This is a genomic window from Jiella avicenniae (genome assembly GCF_021390325.1).
GTDB lineage: Bacteria > Pseudomonadota > Alphaproteobacteria > Rhizobiales > Rhizobiaceae > Jiella > Jiella avicenniae.
This window is the reverse complement of record NZ_JAJUWU010000001.1, coordinates 392,355-411,114: the sequence shown is the minus strand read 5'-3', so window position 1 is coordinate 411,114 and position 18,760 is coordinate 392,355. Positions and strand designations below refer to the sequence as shown.

Genomic DNA, 18,760 nt, shown 5'->3' with positions numbered 1-18,760 from the left:
CGGGGGCCCCCCGCGGGGGCCGGCCCCCGCGCGCCGGGCGCCCCGCGCCCGCGCCCCCCCCCCCCCCCCCCCCGGCCGGTCTTCAAAGCGTCGCCGCTTGGCCTTATGAGGGCTGCGACGCGGCCGCACCGACGGCAGGGCGTCCATGACCACGCGCGACGAGGCCCGCTTCGACCATGCTCTCTCTCCAGACCTTCGGCGTGCTGGCCTATCCGAACATCGATCCGGTGTTCCTGCAGATCGGGCCGATCGCGCTCCACTGGTACGGCCTCGCCTATGTCGCCGGCATTCTGTGCGGCTGGCTCTACGGGCGTTATCTCGTGGCCGACACCCGGCTCTGGCCGAACGGCGTCTCGCCGATCACCAAGCTGCAGATCGACGACATGATCCTCTATCTCGTCCTCGGCATCGTCCTCGGCGGCCGGCTCGGCTACGTCCTGTTCTACAATCCGCTGCAATATCTCGCCGATCCGCTCACCGTCTTTTCCGTCTGGGACGGCGGCATGGCGTTTCACGGCGGTCTGGTCGGCGTGACCCTGGCGCTGATCCTGTTCTGCCGGCAGTACAAGGTGCCTTTGTTCAGCCTGATCGACGTCGTCGCGGCTTCGGTGCCCTTCGGCCTGTTCTTCGGCCGTCTCGCCAACTTCATCAACAGCGAGCTCTGGGGCTCGCCGTCGAACGTTCCGTGGGCGATGGTGTTTCCGACCGGCGGTCCCGAGCCGCGCCATCCGAGCCAGCTTTACGAGGCCGCGCTCGAAGGCATCGTCCTCTTCCTCATCCTTCTCGTCGCCACCCACGCGTTCAAGACGCTCGGCAGGCCGCGGCTGACGGGCGGCATCTTCATTCTGTTCTACGGCATCTTCCGGACCATCGTCGAAGCCTTCTTCCGCATGCCGGACGAACAGCTCGGCTATCTCTATGGCGGCTGGCTGACCATGGGGATGGTCCTCTCCTTCCCGATGATTCTCGTCGGCCTCTGGGCGATCGCCACCGCAAAACCCGTCGCCTACGAGCCGAAAGACGGCGAGCATGCCGGCGCCAAGGCAGAGGACACCGCCCGCCCTTGAACGACCTCGCCCACAGGATCGCCGATCTCATTCGCCGCGAGGGGCCGATCGGCATCGACCGGTTCTGGAACCTCGCGCTGTTCGACCGCTCCGCCGGCTATTACGCCACGAAGAACCCGCTCGGCCGGGCCGGCGACTTCGTGACCGCGCCGGAGATCAGCCAGATGTTCGGCGAGCTGATCGGCGCCTGGGTCGCCGGCGTCTGGGCATCGCTCGGCCAGCCGCGGCCGTTTCGGCTCGTCGAGATCGGCCCGGGGCGCGGCACGCTGATGGCCGACATGCTGAGGACCCTGCGCCGCGCGGCGCCCGCCTGCCTCGCCAGCGCGAGCATTCATCTCGTCGAGACCAGCGAGACGCTGGCGGCGATCCAGGCGGAGACGCTTTCGCGCTTCGACCTGCCGGTCCGGCGCCATCGGCGCATCGCCGAACTCCCCCCCGGCCCGGCCGTGATCGTCACCAACGAACTCTTCGACGCGCTCGCCATCCGCCAGTTCGTCTTCGACGGCGAGACCTTTCGAGAACGCTGCGTCGGCCTGTCGGAGGCGGGACGGCTGGAATTCGTGCTTTGCGCCCGCCCGCACCCGCCGCTGCCGGACGAAGCCATGCCCCATCCGCCGGCCGCAGGCGCCGTCTTCGAAGTCTCGCCGGAGCGGGCCGCCCTCGCCGCAGCCCTCGCCGACCGCTTCGCCACGGAGACCGGGGCGGGCCTCTTCATCGACTACGGCCATGCGACGAGCGCGTTCGGGGATACGCTGCAGGCAGTGCGCGCCCACGCCCATGCCGATCCGCTCGACCGGCCGGGCGAGGCCGATCTGACCAGTCACGTGGATTTCGCCGGCCTGTCGCAGATCTTTTCCAGCCGTGGGCTCGCCGTTTCGCCGGTCGTCGAGCAGGGTGACTTCCTCCTCGCCCTCGGTCTCCTGGAGCGGGCGGGCAGGCTCGGCGCGCCGCTCGACGCCAAGGGGCGAGCCGACATCGAACGGGCCGTCGCCCGGCTGGCGGGGCGCGGCGCGGGAGAGATGGGCGCGCTGTTCAAGGTCCTCGCCGTGGCGACGGCACCGGTCCCTCTTCCCCCGTTCTTTGCCGCAGCGTCAGATTGACTTCGCCTCGAAGCTCCACCACGATCCGCGCCCATGGCCGATAGCACCACACGCGCCCGAGCGCTGAAGGACGACGACGTGATCCGCGCGCCCGAGCTTTCGGGCGAGAGGGTCGCGCATGGCTTCTTCACGCGCCGCGGCGGCGTTTCGACCGGGCTGTACGACGGCCTCAACGCCGGCGCCGGATCGAAGGACGAGGCGTCCCACGTTGCCGAGAACCGGGCGCGGGCGACGGCGACGCTCGGCCTTGCGCCCGACCGGCTGGCGACGCCCTGGCAGGTGCATTCCGCCGAGGCGGTGATCGTCGAGGCACCCTTTTCCGGCGAGCGTCCGCGCGTCGACGGCATCGTCACGGCCACCCCCGGCCTTTGCGTCGGTGTCGTCACCGCCGATTGCGGGCCGGTGCTCTTCGCCGATCATGACCACGGCGTCGTCGCGGCCGCCCATGCGGGCTGGCGCGGAGCGCTCGGCGGCGTCCTGGAAGCGACGATCGCCGCGATGGAAAAGGCGGGCGCCAGACGCGGCTCGATCACCGCGATCCTCGGCCCGACCATCACCCAGCCGAACTACGAGGTCGGCCTCGAGATGGTCGCCGCCTTCGTCGAAGACGACCCGGAGCGCGAGCGCTTCTTCCAGCCGGGAAAGGCTCCGGACAAGCGGCAGTTCGACCTTCCCGGCTTCATCGTCCGGCGTCTCGAAACAGCGGGTGTAAAGGCCGGCCTCGTCGGCCGCTGCACCTATGGCGAGCCGGACAACTTCTATTCCTTCCGCCGCACCACCCATCGCGGCGAGCCCGATTACGGACGGCAGCTCGCGGCGATCGCATTGCGGGACTGAACCGACATGCTCCACTTCGAACGCGCCGAATTCGACACGCGCCGCGAGCGCACGCTCGCGGAAATGGCGAACCGCAAGCTCGACGCCATGCTGCTGTTCTCGCAGGAGTCGATGTACTGGCTGACCGGCTACGACAGCTTCGGTTTCTGCTTCTTCCAATGCCTGGTGCTGACGGCCGACGGCCAGATGCAGCTTCTGACCCGCTCGGCCGATCTCAGGCAGGCCCGACATACCTCGATCCTCGAGGCGATCGTCATCTGGCGCGACCGCGGCAATGCCGATCCGGTCATCGAACTGCGCAACATGCTCGACGACATGGGTCTTCTCGGCATGCGCGTCGGCGTCGAGTGGCTGACCCACGGTCTGACCGGCATGGCCGGCCTCGGCGTCAACGAGCGGCTCGGCTCCTTCGCCTCTTTGAAAGACGCCTCCGACCTCGTGCCGATGCTGCGTGCGGTCAAGAGCGAGGCCGAGATCGCCCATGTGCGCGAAGCCGCGCTCCTGGCCGACGAGGCCTTCGAGGAGGCTCTCCCGCTGATCGTGCCGGGCGCAGACGAGGCGGAGATCCTGGCGGCCATGCAGGGCCACGTCCTGAGGCGGGGCGGCGACTATCCGGCCAATCCCTTCATCGTCGGTTCGGGACGCGACGCCCTGCTCTGCCGCTACAAGTCCGGCCGCCGCAGGCTCGAGGCCAGCGACCAGCTCACCCTCGAATGGGCGGGCGTGAAGGCGCAGTACCATGCGGCGCTGATGCGCACCGTCGTCGTCGGCGAGCCGAGCCAGCGGCATGTCGAGCTGCATGCAGCAGCCCGCGAGGCGCTTGCCGCCGTCGAGGCGGTGATGCGGCCGGACCATACGTTCGGCGACGTCTTCGACGCCCATGCCGGGGTGATGGAAGCGCATGAGCTGACACGCCACCGGCTTTCGGCCTGCGGATATTCTCTCGGCGCCCGCTACGCCCCGTCATGGATGGATCCGCCGATGTTCCATGTCGGCAGCCCGGCGGTGATCCAGCCGAACATGACGCTGTTCGCCCACATGATCATCATGGATTCCGACACCGGCACGGCGATGACCCTCGGCCGCACCTACCTCACCACCGAGACCGAGCCCGAGCCGCTTTCCCGACTGTCGCTCGACCTCTCGGTGGTCGCCTGAGATCACCGCGGGAACCGGCATCGTGATGCGGCGCGGCGAAAAGCGACGACTTTAACGTTTTCTTCCGACCCGGGCGGCATTGTCGACTCTGCTTCGATGCCGAAACACGGCCGGAAGGAGATCGCCCGTGGCAACGAAACCGGTGACGGAAAGACTCTTGCACTGCGGCACCCTGTTGACCGCGGGCATGGGCATCGCCCTGTCGGGCTGCACGGGCACCGACCTGTCGATCGCCATGGGACCGAACGGCCCGATCCCGCCCGCCGACATCGGCTCGACGTCGACGCTCGGCGCACCGCCCGCCTCCGCGTCGGCCTTGGCCGACGCGGCGCCGGTCGCCGCGGCTCCCTCCGGAAACGTCGCAGCCGCGCCGCTGCCGCCCGCCTCCCCGGTTCGGGGAAGCCCGCTGGCGCCGCCCTCGCAGCGGTTGGCGACTGCCAGTTCGTCCTCCAATCTGCGCTGGAACACCGGGCCGCAACCGGTCGGCTATCCGGCGCGAAGCTCTCCCCGGGATACACCGCCCCCTTCGGCGCAGTCCGAGGTCGCGTCGCTGCCGGAGCCGGTGGACGACGGATCGGCCGTTGCGCCTCTGGACGAGACCCCGCCCTCCCCGGTCGCCGACGAGGCGCCGCGGCAGCAGGCCTCGCTCGGCGCCCCCCGCCAGCCATCGGCGGCCTCGGGCCGCACCGAAGTCCAGTTCCTCCCCGTCGTCGGCGCGCCGCAAAGGGAGGCCGAACTGCTCGCCCGCGCCCTCTCCGAGGAATCCCAGCAGGCCGGCGTCCGGATTCGGCCGGCGAGCGGGCCGGTCGCGCCGCTGCGCCTCAAGGGCTATTTCTCCGCCTTCACCGATGGCGGCGAGACCGTGCTGGTCTATGTCTGGGACGTGCTGGACGAAAACGACCAGCGCATCCGCCGCATCCAGGGGCAGGAGCGCGTCGCCGGGACGAATTCGGACCCATGGTCGCAGGTCGATCTCGACGCGCTCCGCAAGGTCGCACGGGAGACGTTCCGGCAGGCCGCCAGCCTGGACGCCGACGTCGGCTGACGCGAACCCGGTGATGCGTCTCGCGAAACGCCGTCCGAGGCCCGGCATCCGCTGGCCCGAAAGGCGCCGAGGGAAAACGACGCCGACCGTCGCGCTTCGTTCACCATCATGCGGCAGCGCACACGAGTCGGGTTGAAGTTTTGGCGAAGGGTGCTAGAGCGTCCTTCCGCAGATCGGGCGATGATGGATCCGGCGACGGCCCCGCCATTCCGACCTGAGGTTCGCGCCCTTCGCCGAAGCCGGCGCAGCGCGAAATTCGAGTTCGGCGGCGTCCGTGACCGCAGGCGGGAGCGGCGCTCGAAGCGTTGGCGACCAGCTTGCCTGCGATCTGGCCCGGAAGGAATGGCAGCTTGCGCAAAAAAGATTTCTCCGCCTCGCGATCGAACGGAAAGAGGGCGATGAAGCTCTTCAGCGGCAACTCCAATCGCGCCCTGGCGGAATCGATCGGCGACTATCTCGAACTGCCGCTCGGCCAGGCGATGGTTCGCCGCTTCGCCGATCAGGAGATCTTCGTCGAGATCCAGGAGAACGTGCGCGGCGAGGACGTCTTCGTCATCCAGTCGACGTCGTTTCCCGCCAACGACCACCTGATGGAACTCCTCATCATCATCGACGCCATGCGCAGGGCTTCGGCGAGGCGCATCACCGCGGTGCTCCCCTATTTCGGCTATGCCCGGCAGGACCGGAAGGCCGGCGGCCGCACGCCGATCTCCGCGAAGCTGGTGGCCAATCTGATCACCGAGGCGGGTGCCGACCGGGTGATGACCCTCGATCTCCATGCCGGCCAGATCCAGGGCTTCTTCGACATTCCCACCGACAATCTCTTCGCCGTGCCGCTGCTCGCCCGCGACATCAAGGAGCATCAGGACCTCGAAAACCTGATGGTGGTCTCGCCGGACGTCGGCGGCGTGGTCCGGGCACGGGCCCTCGCCAAGCGGCTCGACGCCCCGCTCGCCATCGTCGACAAGCGCCGCGACCGGCCCGGCGAGTCCGAGGTGATGAACATCATCGGCGACGTCACCGGCCGCAACTGCATCCTCATCGACGACATCATCGATTCCGGCGGCACGCTCTGCAACGCTGCCGATGCGCTGATGAAGGCGGGCGCCACCAGCGCTTCGGCCTACATCACCCATGGCGTCCTGTCGGGTGGCGCGGTGCGGCGCATCGCCGCCTCCAGCCTGAAGGAACTGGTGATCACCGATTCGATCCAGCCGACCAGGGCGATCGAAGAGGCCGAGAACATCCGGGTCGTGACGACGGCCAACCTGCTCGGCGAAGCGATCGCCCGCACGGCGTCGGAGGAGTCGGTTTCCAGCCTCTTCGACTGAGCCGGCAAGGCCGCGCGCCGCGGCAGCCGTGACGCGGTGGCAGGCAGGAATGCCGTGCGACCGGCGTGACACCGATGCACCGCAGCAAACCCAATCGGCGCGAATTCCGGGGCGCCGAAATTGCTCTGCTCCGTCCAGGCGGAGGCTCCGAAGCCCCCTGATACAAGGGCCTTGCCGACCGCTGCGGCCTGCATGTCCCGGAAAAACGCCCTCTCGAAACGAGGGCACGACTGCGTGAGCGGCAGCGAAATTAACCTCTCGTTTACCTTGGCAGGTATCCTTCGGGGCGATTGCTATCGCAACTGCGAAGACGAGCGGACCATGCAGCCTGACACCGTCCTGCAGAAACGCGCGACCGAAAATCTCGGCAGGCACGCCCGGCGCTGCGCCAGAGGCCTCCGCCTGCCGCCGGGCGCGGCCCTTCTCGCCCTCGCTCTTCTCGGCGTCCATCGGGCCGACGCCGACGGTCTCGATGCCGACGTGCGGTCTTTCGCCGTCGCCTCTCTCTCCCGGCAGAGCGACCTGGCCCTGCGCCTGACCGGCGGCCAGACGGACAATCTGAAGACCCATCTGGAAGGCCTGCGGGGTGATGCCTGCGGGCCGATGGCGGTCCGTCTTTCGCTCGGACAGACCGACGCGACCGAGGCGTGGCAGCGCCTGATGTTGGCGGAAGACGAGGCTGCTTCCCGCTCGAAGACGCTGCAGACGACGCCGAAGAGCGACCGATGCGCCAATGCCGGCCGCGCCTGGACCGGCGGCGCGTTGACGCTGGCGACAGACGCCCCCGACGCCTCGGGGCGGGACTTCGAACGGGTCGAGACCAATCTTTCCGCCGGCCTCGATGCCCGGATGGCCGCAGATCTGGCGCTGGGCGTCGCGATCGGCGGCTCCAACGGCGACACGATCGAATCCGAAGGACGGACCCGCGGTCGTGCGGCGCTGGGCTCCATCTCCGCCTACGCTTCCTACCATCCGAGCGAATCGTCCTTCACCGAGGCGGCGGTCGGCCTCGCCAGGCTGAACGTCACGGACCGCGTCGTCGGCGCTTCCGGCAGCCTATCCGGCTCGACGGGCCATGACGGCCTCGGCGGCTTCGCCACCGTCTCGGTCGGCCGCCTGGAGCGGCTCGGTGGCCTGAAGGTTTCGCCCTTTCTGAAGGCCACGGGTCAGATCGTCCGGCTCTCGGAAACCCGGCAGCGGATCGGAGAGGCCGACTATCGGATCGCCTCCCGATATGCCACGCGCCTCAACGGCACGATCGGTGTCGACGCGTCGATGCCGCTGCGGCGGCTGCCCGACTGGATCTCGGTCGAACCCAAGGCCGGCGTCGAGATCGGTTACGCGCTCGATCACCGCACCGCTGCCTTGGTCGCGCCCGCCGGCAGCGGCACGGCGGAAGCTGTCGCGGAAACGGTTTCGACCGGGAAGACCCTGCTCTTCGACGTCGGAACGAGCGTCAAGCTGTTCGACGAATGGGCGCTCGATGTCGACGTGGAATCGCGACCGATCGCCGACGGCCGGCCGAAGACCCTGCGCCTGTCCTCGAGCTGGAACTTCTGACCGCCGCGACGACCGGCCGCCTCTTTCCCGCCCGCTGGCTACCGATTGCGCTTCGATCGTGTCTGTGCAATCTTCAGGCAACTTCGTTGCCCGTGGCGGCCATGGTTTTTCGACTGCGTGATGTCAGCTTCAAGAATGTGGTCTTCGGGCTCGTCTCGCTGGCCGGTGTGCTTTTCGCGGTCGGCCTTTTGACGCGCGAGGAGGTCGCCGACAAACCCTATCTGAAGATCGCCGGATCGGGATTCATCTTCAATTACCGCGTGGCGGACGCCTATTACGGCTTCACCGCTCTCGTTCAGAAGCCGGTGAAGAACTATTCGAGGATCGAGGCGCGCTTCGAGGATCCTTCCGGCGGTCCGCCACACGTCGTCACCCGGAAGCTGACCCCGCGATCGAAGCGCTACGGATTGCGATCGCCTCCGCTTCGCGGGATCGAGGCCCAGCGCCCCTATCACGTCTCGGTCCGGCTCATCCAGAACGGCGACGGGACCGTCCTCTTCGACGACGAGTTCACCGTGACCTCGCAGATCTCCGATGGCGTCGTTCCGCTGCAACCCCTCACCATCGGACCCGGCTATGCGCGCAATCCCGAGCTTCCCGACGGCTGGGCGGCCCCGGCCTCGGACCGAGGGTTAGATCATCCCAAATGAATTATTTGCGGCGAATGCGGTTTCCGCTGTTGCGCGTCGACCGCTTGCGGAGTGATATTCCCCCGTCTTCATCGCGCCGGCCGCCGGTGCCCACCCATCCTTTCAAGCAACACAGGAGAACCGTATGACACGGAATCTGAAGGCTCTCGGCCTCATCGTCGGAGCTTCTTTCACGATGCTGCCTGCCTTCGCCTCGAACGCCGCGGCAGCCGATGCGGAAAGCTGCAAGACCGTTCGCCTTTCCGACGTCGGCTGGACCGACATCACCTCGACAACGGCGGTGATGTCCAAGCTGCTCGCCGGCATGGGCTACGATCCGAACGTGAAGATCCTCTCGGTGCCGGTCACCTTCGCCTCGCTCGCCGACGACAATCTCGACGTCTTCCTCGGCAACTGGATGCCGGCGCAGTCCGAGCCGATCAAGAAATACGTCGACGCCGGGACGATCGAGCGCGTCCAGACCAATCTCGAAGGCGCCAAATACACCCTCGCCGTGCCGAAATACCTCTATGACGAGGGGCTGCACGACTTTGCCGACATCCACAAGTTCGCCGACCAGCTGAACGGCAAGATCTACGGCATCGAGCCGGGCAACGACGGCAACGCCCTCGTCATCGGCATGATCGAAAAGAACCAGTTCGACCTCAAGGGCTTCGAACTCGTCGCCTCCTCCGAGCAGGGCATGCTGTCCCAGGTCGCCCGTGCCACGCGCTCGAAGAAGCCGATCGTCTTCCTCGGCTGGGCGCCCCACCCGATGAACACCAACTACGACCTCGAATATCTCACCGGCGGCGACGACACCTTCGGTCCGAACTACGGCGGCGCCACCGTCTACACCGTCACCCGCAAGGGCTACGGCGAGGACTGCCCGAACGTCGGCAAGCTCCTGCAGAACCTGACCTTCGATCTCGACATGGAAAACAAGATCATGGGCAAGATCCTGGACGACGGCAAGGAGCCCGAGGAAGCCGCCACAGAATGGCTGAAGGCCAATCCGGACCGGCTGACGAAGTGGCTCGACGGCGTCGAGACGATGGACGGCAAGCCGGCCGAGCCGGCGGTCAAGGAATCGCTCGGCATCTCGTCCTGACATCGCCGGCCGTTCGGCCGGTCACGACCAAGCAAGGGGCCGGCCGGCGGCCGGTCCCCGTCGACGCCCCGGCGTCGCTCCCCTTCTCCCTGTAAGTTCGAGAGGAAGTCGTAGTCCGTGGAATGGCTTGAAGCCCACCCCTTGCCGATCGGCGACGTCGCCGAGGATTTCGTCGACTGGCTGACGGCGAATTTCACCCCCGTCTTCGACGGGCTGACCGCGTTTCTCCAGGCGGTGATCGACGCCATCCTGTTCGTTCTGACCTGGCCGCATCCCTTCGTCGTCATCGCCGCGTTCTGCCTGATCGCCTGGTTCGCCCGGCGCTCGATCTTCCCGGTGCTCTTCACGCTGCTCGGCTTCCTGCTCATCATCAATCTCGGCTTCTGGCAGGCCACCACCCAGACGCTGGCGCTGGTCATCGCGGCGACGGCGACCTGCATGATCATCGGCGTGCCGCTCGGCATCGCCGCCGCGCGGCGCGATTGGGTCTACGTGATCCTGCGCCCGATCCTCGATCTGATGCAGACGATCCCGACCTTCGTCTATCTGATCCCGGCGCTGATCCTCTTCGGCCTCGGCATGGTGCCCGGGCTCGTCGCGACGGTGATCTTCTCGCTGCCCGCCTCGATCCGCCTGACGCGGCTCGGCATCGCCTCGACGCCGACCCAGCTTCTCGAGGCCGGTGACGCCTTCGGCGCGACGCCGATGCAGCGCCTGTTCAAGGTCGAGATTCCCTATGCCCTGCCGCAGATCATGGCCGGGCTCACCCAGACGATCATGCTGTCCCTCTCCATGGTGGTCATCGCCGCCCTCGTCGGCGCGCCCGGTCTCGGCGTCCCGGTCCTTCGGGCGCTGAACGCCATCAACGTCGGCAACGGCTTCGAATCCGGCCTTGCCATCGTGCTTCTGGCGATCATCCTCGATCGCTTCTTCCGGATCGAGGAGAAGGGTCGATGAGCAAGACCGTCGTTGCCTTCGAAAACGTCTCGATCATCTTCGGCAGGAACCGCGACAAGGCGCTCGCCCTTGCCGACGCCGGCAAGAACCGGGGAGAAATCCGCGAGGAGACCGGCGCAACGCTCGGCGTCACCAACGCCACCCTCGACGTCAAGGAGGGCGAGATCGCCGTCCTGATGGGCCTGTCCGGATCGGGCAAGTCGACCCTCATCCGCGCCGTCAACGGGCTCGCCCCGGTCGCCCGCGGCCGGGTCGTCATCGATACGGGCCGCAATCCGGTGGATCCGAAGGACTGCGGCGCGGCGCGCCTGCGCGAGCTTCGCCGCCACGAGGTCGCGATGGTGTTCCAGCAGTTCGCGCTGCTGCCCTGGCGTTCGGTGGTCGACAACGTCGCGCTCGGCCTGGAATTCGCCGGCGAATCGAAATCGGCTCGGCGCAAGCGCGCGCTCGATCAGTTGGAACTCGTCGGCCTTGCGGACTGGGCCCATTCGCGCGTCTCCGAGCTCTCCGGCGGCATGCAGCAGCGGGTCGGGCTCGCCCGCGCCTTCGCCACCGACGCGCCGATCCTGCTGATGGACGAGCCGTTCTCCGCCCTCGACCCGTTGATCCGCACCCGGCTCCAGGACGAGATGATCGATCTCCAGCAGAAATTGAAGAAGACCATCATCTTCGTCAGCCACGATCTCGACGAGGCCTTCAAGATCGGCAATCGGATCGCCATCATGGAGGGTGGCCGGATCGTCCAGATCGGCACGGCGCAGGACATCGTGCTGCGCCCCGCCGACGACTACGTCTCCGATTTCGTCGCCCACATGAACCCCCTCAACGTCCTGACCGCCGGCGACGTGATGAAGCCCGTCGACCGCCACGACGCCGCCCCCGCCAACGTCGCCGCCATGGCCGATCCCTCGACGCCGCTGAAGCGCGTCATGGAATCGGTCAGCGGCGCCCGGGGCTCGGTCGTCGTCAGCCAGAACGGCAAGATCCTCGGCCAGATCGGTCCGCAGGAAATCGTCGATGCCCTGCAGAGGCATCAGGCCGAGGCGTGAGGTCCGGCCGGGGTTCCGTCCGACGTCGGGATCCCGGCCTTTTTCCGAAGACCGTTCCGATTTCCGGCGCGATGCTGTAGATGGCGAGCAAACCAGCCGGCCGTAGAAGGTGACGCGCGCCATGTCCGCCGACGCCGACCGCCGGAAGACGCACCGGAAAGTGACCCCATGAGCACCCTCGCAAGCGACGCCGCAACGGGAAGCGACGCAGCGTCGACCCGGCCGGGCGCACGGCGCCCCTACGAGACGCGGCGCACCTTCGCGATCATTTCCCACCCGGACGCCGGCAAGACGACGCTGACCGAAAAGCTGCTTCTGTCCGGCGGCGCCATCGAGATGGCCGGCGCCGTGCGCTCCAAGGGCAACGGACGGCGGGCGAAGTCCGACTGGATGGAGATCGAGAAGAACCGCGGCATCTCGGTCACCTCCTCGGTGATGACCTTCGAGAAGGACGGCATCAACTTCAACCTCCTCGACACGCCCGGCCACTCGGACTTTTCCGAGGACACCTATCGCACCCTCACCGCCGTCGACTCGGCGATCATGGTGATCGACGCGGCCAAGGGCATCGAGGCGCAGACCAAGAAGCTGTTCGAGATCTGCCGCCTGCGGGACATCCCGATCGTCACCTTCGTCAACAAGATCGACCGCGAGGGCCGCGACCCGTTCGAGATCCTCGACGAGATCGAGGCGGAGCTGGCGCTCTCCGTCGCGCCGATGGTCTGGCCGGTCGGCCAGGGCGGCCTGTTCAAGGGCTGCTACGACCTCGCCAAGAACGACTTCCTCTTCGCCGGCAACGACCGGACGCAGCATTATGCCGGCGGGCTCGACGATCCGGCGCTGCAAGCGGCGCTCGGCGAGAGCGCCTATGCGGGCTTCCGGGACGCGGCGGAACTCGCGGCGGAAGGCTATGCGGACTTCGACCCCGCCGCCTATCGCCAGGGCCACCTCACCCCGGTCGTCTTCGGCTCCGCGCTGCAGAACTTCGCCGTCGACCGGCTGATGGACTTCATCGCCGAACATGCGCCCGAGCCCCGGCCCCAGCCCTCCGACCGCGGGCCGGTCGCCCCGTCCGAGGACAAGGTCTCCGGCTTCGTCTTCAAGGTCCAGGCCAATATGGACCCCAAGCACCGCGACCGGGTCGCCTTCGTCCGCTTCTGCTCGGGCCATTTCAAACGCGGCATGAAGCTCGATCACGTGCGTTCCGGCAAGGCGCTCGCCGTTTCCAACCCGATCTATTTCGTCGCCCAGGAACGTTCGCTGACCGAGGAGGCCTATGCCGGCGACGTCATCGGCATCCCGAACCACGGCACGCTGCAGGTCGGCGACACGCTGACCGAGGGCGAGAGCTTCCGCTTCACCGGCCTGCCGGCCTTCGCGCCGGAGGTGCTGCGCCGGGTGCGGCTGGAAGATTCCATGAAGCTGAAGCAGCTGCGCCGGGGCCTCGAGGACCTCGCCCAGGAAGGCCTCGTCCAGGTCTTCCGTCCCACCATCGGCTCGGACTGGATCGTCGGCGTCGTCGGACCGCTGCAGCTCGACGTTCTCGCCTCGCGCATCGCCGGCGAATACAAGGCGGACGTCTCCTTCGAGCCGGTGCAGTACAACGTCGCGCGGTGGATCCGGGCCGACAGCGAACAGGCGCTGAAGGAGTTCATCCGCGAGAACACCATGAACGTCGTGCGGGACCGCGACGGCTGGCCGGTCTATCTGTGCAAGGACGACTGGGACCTGCGCTACATCATGAACCGCCACAAGGACATCGCCTTCGACGCGACCCGCGAGATCGTCCAGCAAGGCGACGCAGGGAAATAGGCCCGTTCTTCGGTCTCGCGGCGCGAAGCCCATCGCGTCGCCATCCTCGGCCACGCCCGACGGCCGGGCGCTCTCCCTTGAAACCAGATCCCTCCCCGACGCGCCGTCATCCTCGCCCTCGTGGCGAGGATCTACCGCCGCCGAAGCGATGAACCGTTGGCGAATGGCCAGTCTCCACCGGTTCTGTCCCGGCGATGGCGGCAGAACCTCGGCACGGGGCCGAGGAGGACGGTGTGGGGTTGCCCTTTCCGGCGTCGTCTCCGATGCCACCCGCCTCCCCAATCCGATGACGTCTTCTGGCCCGAGCGACGTCGTCACGTCCTTGACCGGAAGCCGAGGACGAAGTCGACGACCTTTTCCTCCGGCATCTCGCAGGGCTTCAGCAGAAGCCGGCCATCGCCGAGGAAGAAGACGTTGGCGCTGACGAAATCGGGGCCGCCGAGTTCCTCGGCATAAAGCCAGAGCCGGCAGCGGTCGACGGAGGCCTTGACCGTCAGTCCGTAGGGCCTGCCTTCATGGTGCCCGACCGTGTAGCCGGCCGGCAGAGCGGCCAACGCGGTCCGGAAGCGGCCGTCAGCGTCGGTCATCGCAACCTTGGTTTCCACGCTGCCCTCGCGGTACCGGCCGAAAAGACGCGGCCTCCGCTTCGGGCCTTCTACTCTGCTTCATTCGAAGCCCTTATCTCGTCGTCCGCCGAGCCATGGCCGGCCGGGCCGGCGGCCCGGGAACGACCGGCCCGGCCGTGGCTCTCCGGGCCCCGCCTGGCCTATTCGGCAGGCTGCGTCGCCGCGGCATCCTGCTCTTCGCTGGAAGCCTCGGCCTCGCCACCAGCGGAAACTGCGCCCGGCTGTACGACGTCAGGCGCGTTCGAAGACGACGTGTTTTCGACGGCGGATCTCGCTTCTGCCAAAATTGCGTCGACGTCGACGCCGACATCCCGAGCCGCTCCCGCGACGGCCTGACTGGCGTCGCGGATATTGTTGCGGAGCGGATCGAGGGAGACGTTGTCGTATCCCTCCCGCTGCAGCGTCTCGGCGAAACGGTCGAGCTGCTGCTCGGTCTCGCCCATTGCGGTGAAGGCGGTTGTCAGCGGCTCGCGGAGGGTCGTCGGATCGATCTGTCCGGACGCCGCCTCCTGCGCCGCTTCGAGATCACGGATCTGACCCTGCAGCGCCTCGTTCTCGCTCTGCGTGGTCTGCAGCTGGCCTTCCAACTCGGTGACCCTCGCCGCATTGTCATCGCCGCAAGCCGACAGCGTGAGAGCCATGGCCGCGGTAGCTGCAAGATAAAGATGTCTCATATTGGCGCGTCCTTCCTGTCTATCTCTTCAAGCGCGCTCCCCCTCATCCCGAGGGAAGCGCATCGTTCAGTAGATGCAAGAAATGCCGCGGCGGTTTCGTTCCGAAGAAACTCCTTTCTCGGCCAACAAGTGAGATAAGAGGCGATGATCGCAAAAGATCAGCTTCGCTGACGGCGTCGAGGCGTTTTGCTATTCATGCCACGATTTCACGCTAGATCAGGCGGTCATCTCGATCCGCCCCTCCTCCACCGCAAAGCACGCCACGCGCGTTGCCCCATGCTGCGTCAGTTCCGGTCGCTCGGTCCGGCACCGCTCGTTCGCATACGGGCACCGCGGGTTGAACGAGCAGCCCGGCGGCGGGCTGATCGGCGAGGGGAGCTCGCCGGTGAGGCGGATGCGTTGGCCTTTGGAAGCGGGGTCGGTGGCGGGCGTCGCGGAGAGAAGGGCGCGGGTATAGGGGTGGAGGGGCGTCGCGTAGAGCGCGTCCACCGGGGCGATCTCCACCGGCCGTCCCAGATACATCACCATCACCCGGTCGGCGACGTGCTTCACCACCGACAGGTCGTGGCTGATGAAGATGTAGGTGAGGCCGAGGCGCTCCTGCAGGTCGGCGAGGAGGTTGAGGATCTGCGCCTGGATCGAGACGTCGAGCGCCGAGACGGGTTCGTCGAGGACCAGGATCTTCGGCTCGAGGATGATCGCGCGGGCAATCGCGATGCGCTGGCGCTGACCGCCGGAGAACATGTGGGGATAGCGGCCGTAATGCTCCGGGCGAAGGCCGACTTCGGCAAGGGCGGCTTCCGCCTTCTTGCGGCGCTCGCTTGCCGACAGTCTGGTGTTGATCTTCAACGGCTCCTCGATGATCGATCCGACCTTCTGGCGCGGGTTGAGGGCGCCATATGGGTTCTGGAAGACGATCTGCACGGTGGAGCGCAGCTTCCCGACGTCGCCTGCGTTTTCGCCGGTGATGGTGACGCCGTCGATGGTGAGCGCCCCGTCCGACGGCGTCTCGATCATCGTCAGCATGCGGGCGAGCGTCGACTTGCCGCAGCCGCTCTCGCCGACGATCGCCAGCGTCTCGCCCTCCGTAACGACGAAGCTCGCATCCTTGACGGCCTTGAGGCCGAGAGGCTTGGCGAAGAGGCCGCGGCGGACCTCGTAGACCTGGCTGACGCCGGTGGCCGTGACGATGGCCTTGGCGTCGGTGGGCACGTGCGCCGGAGTGGGGGTCGAAGCGTCCATCAGGCGGCACTCGCGCTTGCGGGGTGGTTCAGCGGATAGTGGCAGAGCGCCTCGCCGAGGCTCGCCGGCTGGCGCGGCGGCACGACGGTGCGGCATTTGTCGTCGGCCCTGGGGCAGCGGGGATTGAACAGGCAGCCGTCCGGCCGGTCCCCCTGCCCCGGCACGACGCCGGGGATGGTGGGCAGCCGCGCGCCCGTCGAGCGCTCCGGGATCGCGGCGAGCAGCGCCGAGGTATAGGGGTGGTGCGGCTGGTCGAACAGGGTCGAGACCGGCTGGCGCTCCACCTGCTGGCCGGCATATTGGACGACGACGCGCTCGGCGGTCTCGGCGATCACCCCCATGTCGTGGGTGATCAGGATCATCGCCATGCCGCGCTCCTTCTGGAGATCGAGCAGGAGATCGAGGATCTGCGCCTGGATCGTCACGTCGAGGGCCGTCGTCGGCTCGTCGGCGATGAGGAGCTTCGGCCGGCAGGCGGTCGCCATGGCGATCATCACGCGTTGGCTCATGCCGCCGGACATCTGGTGCGGAAAGGCCGAGAGGCGGCGCTCCGGCTCGGGAATGCCGACGGCGTTCATCAGCTCGATCGCCCGCGTCTGGCGGCCCTTGCGGTCGAGATCGGTGTGGGCCTTGAGCGCCTCCTTGATCTGGTAGCCGACGGTGAAGCAGGGATTGAGGCTCGACATCGGCTCCTGGAAGATCATGGCGATCTCGTTGCCGATGATCTTGCGGCGCTCGCGACCGGACATCTTTCGCATGTCGCGGCCCTCGAAGGCGATCTCGTCGGCGGTGACCGTGGCCGACGGCGGCAGGAGCCCCATCAGACCGAGCATCGCCACAGACTTGCCGGAGCCGGATTCACCGACGATGCCGAGCACTTCGCCGGGCTCGACGGTGATGTCGACGCCGTCGACGGCCTTGAACGGGCCGGAGGCGGTGTCGAAGGTGACGGATAGATTGCGCAGGGAGAGAAGGGGCATGGTCTTACAAAACCGGGTCATGTGGTATAGATGATGGAGCGAAGGAGATCGTCATGTCTGCCTCCAAGCCTCGTCCGAAGCCGATTTCCGGCCCGACCGGTCCTCGCCCGGTCTACTGACGCCCTGCCCCAGCGACGTTTCGAGCGCCTGGACCGCGTCCTGGCCGAGTGCGGCGGCGTAGTCGCGCAGCGCGAGATAGTCCTCGATCATCCTGATCTTTTCCTCTCCGGGCATCGCCGCGAAACGGTCGCCTCTGAGATCATCCGCGAAATAGGCGATCACTTCCTGTTGCCGGTAGAACAGGACGACCGCGTCGATCACCGCATTCGGCAGGATCGAAATCTCGCCGGCGATCGAGCGATAGAGCGGCGAGCTCGGTTCCGTTGCGATGAACGGTACGTAGGTCGGCGATTCCTGCGTCCGCCGACGGACCCCCTCGAGGATCTCCGACCTTTCGTATTGCCGCAGGTGATGCACGGCGGAGCGGATCTCGGCGAGAATGGCGGTCTGGACGTCGCGCACCCGCTCGTCGCGCCTGCGGCTTTCGGCGCCCCTCGCCGTCCTGAAGCTGACATACCAGCCCAGCGCCGCGATCAGCGATGAGATGAACGCAGCGGTGACCGCCGGGCCGAGCCAACTTCCCATCCATCTCAGCTCCGCTTCATCTTCGGATCGAGCGCGTCGCGGAGACCGTCGCCGACGAGGTTGATGGCGAGCACCGTAACGAGGATGGCGAGGCCCGGGAAGGTCACCACCCACCAGGCGCGCAGGATGAACTCACGAGCCTCGGCAAGCATGGTGCCCCATTCCGGCGTCGGCGGCTGGGCGCCCATGCCGAGGAAGCCGAGGGCCGCCGCGTCGAGGATCGCGTTGGAGAAGGAGAGCGTCGCCTGGACGATCAGCGGGCCGAGGCAGTTCGGCAGGATCGTCACCACCATCAGGCGGAACGGGCTCGCGCCGACGACCTTCGCCGCGGTGACGTATTCGCGTCGCTTCTCCGCCATCACCGAGGCCCGGGTCAGCCGGACGAAATGCGGCTGCAGGACGAGGGCGATGGCGATCATCGCATTGGTGAGGCCGGGACCGAGCACCGCCACGAGGACGAGGGCGAGCAGCAGCGACGGGAAGGCGAGGATGACGTCCATCACCCTCATGATGACGGTGTCGAGCCAGCCGCCGAAATAGCCGGCGATAAGGCCGACGGCGATGCCCACCGTCACCGCCACGACGACGACGACGACGCCGATGAACAGCGAATACTGCGCGCCGAAAAGCAGCCGCGAGAGCATGTCGCGGCCGATCGCATCGGTGCCGAGGAGGTAGTCCCAGCTGCCGCCCGCCTGCCAGACCGGCGGCACGAGCTGGGCCTGGCTGTTGGTCAAGGTCGGCGAGTGCGGCGCAATCAGCGGCGCGGCGAACGCCGTGAGGACGATGAGAACGAAGACGACGAGGCCGAGCACCGCCCCCTTGTTTTCGGAGAAATAGAACCAGAACTCCTCCAGCATCTGCCGGCGGACGCTCTTTCTCGGGCGGTGGTCGGGAAGGTCGGTGCCGACGCCCTCTTCGGCTTCCTGCGCGCTGA

18 protein-coding genes are annotated in these 18,760 nt (G+C 67.3%); 12 read left to right on the top strand and 6 right to left on the bottom strand.

Annotated features, from left to right (window positions below):
- Nucleotides 1–176: 176 nt before the first annotated feature.
- The 12 genes from lgt (at nt 177) to LZD57_RS01935 (ending at nt 13,656) form a co-directional block, all read left to right on the top strand.
- Nucleotides 177–1,067: a prolipoprotein diacylglyceryl transferase gene (lgt, locus tag LZD57_RS01990; protein WP_233717430.1), complete on the top strand. Its 891-nt coding sequence runs from the start codon at nt 177–179 to the stop codon at nt 1,065–1,067.
- Nucleotides 1,064–2,167, top strand: a complete 1,104-nt coding sequence (locus LZD57_RS01985) for a class I SAM-dependent methyltransferase (protein WP_233717429.1) — start codon at nt 1,064–1,066, stop codon at nt 2,165–2,167. Before lgt ends, LZD57_RS01985 begins: the two co-directional genes overlap by 4 nt.
- A gap of 33 nt (nt 2,168–2,200) precedes the next feature.
- Entirely contained in the window at nt 2,201–3,004 is an 804-nt protein-coding gene (gene pgeF, locus LZD57_RS01980; protein ID WP_233717428.1) for a peptidoglycan editing factor PgeF, read from the top strand.
- A 6-nt stretch (nt 3,005–3,010) separates the two neighbouring features.
- The gene (locus LZD57_RS01975) at nt 3,011–4,162 is read left to right on the top strand and encodes a M24 family metallopeptidase (protein WP_233717427.1); all 1,152 of its coding nucleotides are present in this window, start codon (nt 3,011–3,013) and stop codon (nt 4,160–4,162) included.
- Nucleotides 4,163–4,289: 127 nt separating this feature from the next.
- Entirely contained in the window at nt 4,290–5,207 is a 918-nt protein-coding gene (locus LZD57_RS01970; protein WP_233717426.1) for a hypothetical protein, read from the top strand.
- 398 nt (nt 5,208–5,605) lie between these two features.
- Entirely contained in the window at nt 5,606–6,538 is a 933-nt protein-coding gene (locus LZD57_RS01965) for a ribose-phosphate pyrophosphokinase (protein ID WP_233717425.1), read from the top strand.
- Nucleotides 6,539–6,859: 321 nt separating this feature from the next.
- Nucleotides 6,860–8,098: an autotransporter outer membrane beta-barrel domain-containing protein gene (locus LZD57_RS01960; RefSeq protein ID WP_233717424.1), complete on the top strand. Its 1,239-nt coding sequence runs from the start codon at nt 6,860–6,862 to the stop codon at nt 8,096–8,098.
- 101 nt (nt 8,099–8,199) lie between these two features.
- Entirely contained in the window at nt 8,200–8,748 is a 549-nt protein-coding gene (locus tag LZD57_RS01955) for a hypothetical protein (RefSeq protein ID WP_233717423.1), read from the top strand.
- Between the two features lie 124 nt (nt 8,749–8,872).
- Entirely contained in the window at nt 8,873–9,838 is a 966-nt protein-coding gene (locus LZD57_RS01950; RefSeq protein WP_420844717.1) for a choline ABC transporter substrate-binding protein, read from the top strand.
- A gap of 117 nt (nt 9,839–9,955) precedes the next feature.
- Nucleotides 9,956–10,795, top strand: a complete 840-nt coding sequence (choW, locus tag LZD57_RS01945; protein WP_233717422.1) for a choline ABC transporter permease subunit — start codon at nt 9,956–9,958, stop codon at nt 10,793–10,795.
- The gene (gene choV, locus LZD57_RS01940) at nt 10,792–11,844 is read left to right on the top strand and encodes a choline ABC transporter ATP-binding protein (RefSeq protein ID WP_233717421.1); all 1,053 of its coding nucleotides are present in this window, start codon (nt 10,792–10,794) and stop codon (nt 11,842–11,844) included. Before choW ends, choV begins: the two co-directional genes overlap by 4 nt.
- Before the next feature lie 168 nt (nt 11,845–12,012).
- Nucleotides 12,013–13,656, top strand: a complete 1,644-nt coding sequence (locus tag LZD57_RS01935; RefSeq protein WP_233717420.1) for a peptide chain release factor 3 — start codon at nt 12,013–12,015, stop codon at nt 13,654–13,656.
- A 314-nt stretch (nt 13,657–13,970) separates the two neighbouring features.
- Here the strand turns inward: LZD57_RS01935 and LZD57_RS01930 are convergent, their stop codons facing one another.
- The 6 genes from LZD57_RS01930 to LZD57_RS01905 form a co-directional block, all read right to left on the bottom strand.
- On the bottom strand, nt 13,971–14,243 hold the full coding sequence (locus LZD57_RS01930; RefSeq protein WP_233717419.1) for a hypothetical protein: 273 nt from the start codon (nt 14,241–14,243) through the stop codon (nt 13,971–13,973).
- Nucleotides 14,244–14,422: 179 nt separating this feature from the next.
- Entirely contained in the window at nt 14,423–14,956 is a 534-nt protein-coding gene (locus LZD57_RS01925) for a hypothetical protein (protein ID WP_233717418.1), read from the bottom strand.
- Between the two features lie 216 nt (nt 14,957–15,172).
- Nucleotides 15,173–16,198, bottom strand: a complete 1,026-nt coding sequence (locus LZD57_RS01920; protein WP_233717417.1) for an ABC transporter ATP-binding protein — start codon at nt 16,196–16,198, stop codon at nt 15,173–15,175.
- The gene (locus tag LZD57_RS01915; protein ID WP_233717416.1) at nt 16,198–17,178 is read right to left on the bottom strand and encodes an ABC transporter ATP-binding protein; all 981 of its coding nucleotides are present in this window, start codon (nt 17,176–17,178) and stop codon (nt 16,198–16,200) included. Before LZD57_RS01915 ends, LZD57_RS01920 begins: the two co-directional genes overlap by 1 nt.
- A gap of 51 nt (nt 17,179–17,229) precedes the next feature.
- Nucleotides 17,230–17,823: a hypothetical protein gene (locus LZD57_RS01910; RefSeq protein WP_233717415.1), complete on the bottom strand. Its 594-nt coding sequence runs from the start codon at nt 17,821–17,823 to the stop codon at nt 17,230–17,232.
- Between the two features lie 5 nt (nt 17,824–17,828).
- Nucleotides 17,829–18,683, bottom strand: coding sequence for an ABC transporter permease subunit (locus LZD57_RS01905; RefSeq protein ID WP_233717451.1), 855 nt, complete (start codon nt 18,681–18,683; stop codon nt 17,829–17,831).
- Between the last annotated feature and the right edge of the window lie 77 nt (nt 18,684–18,760).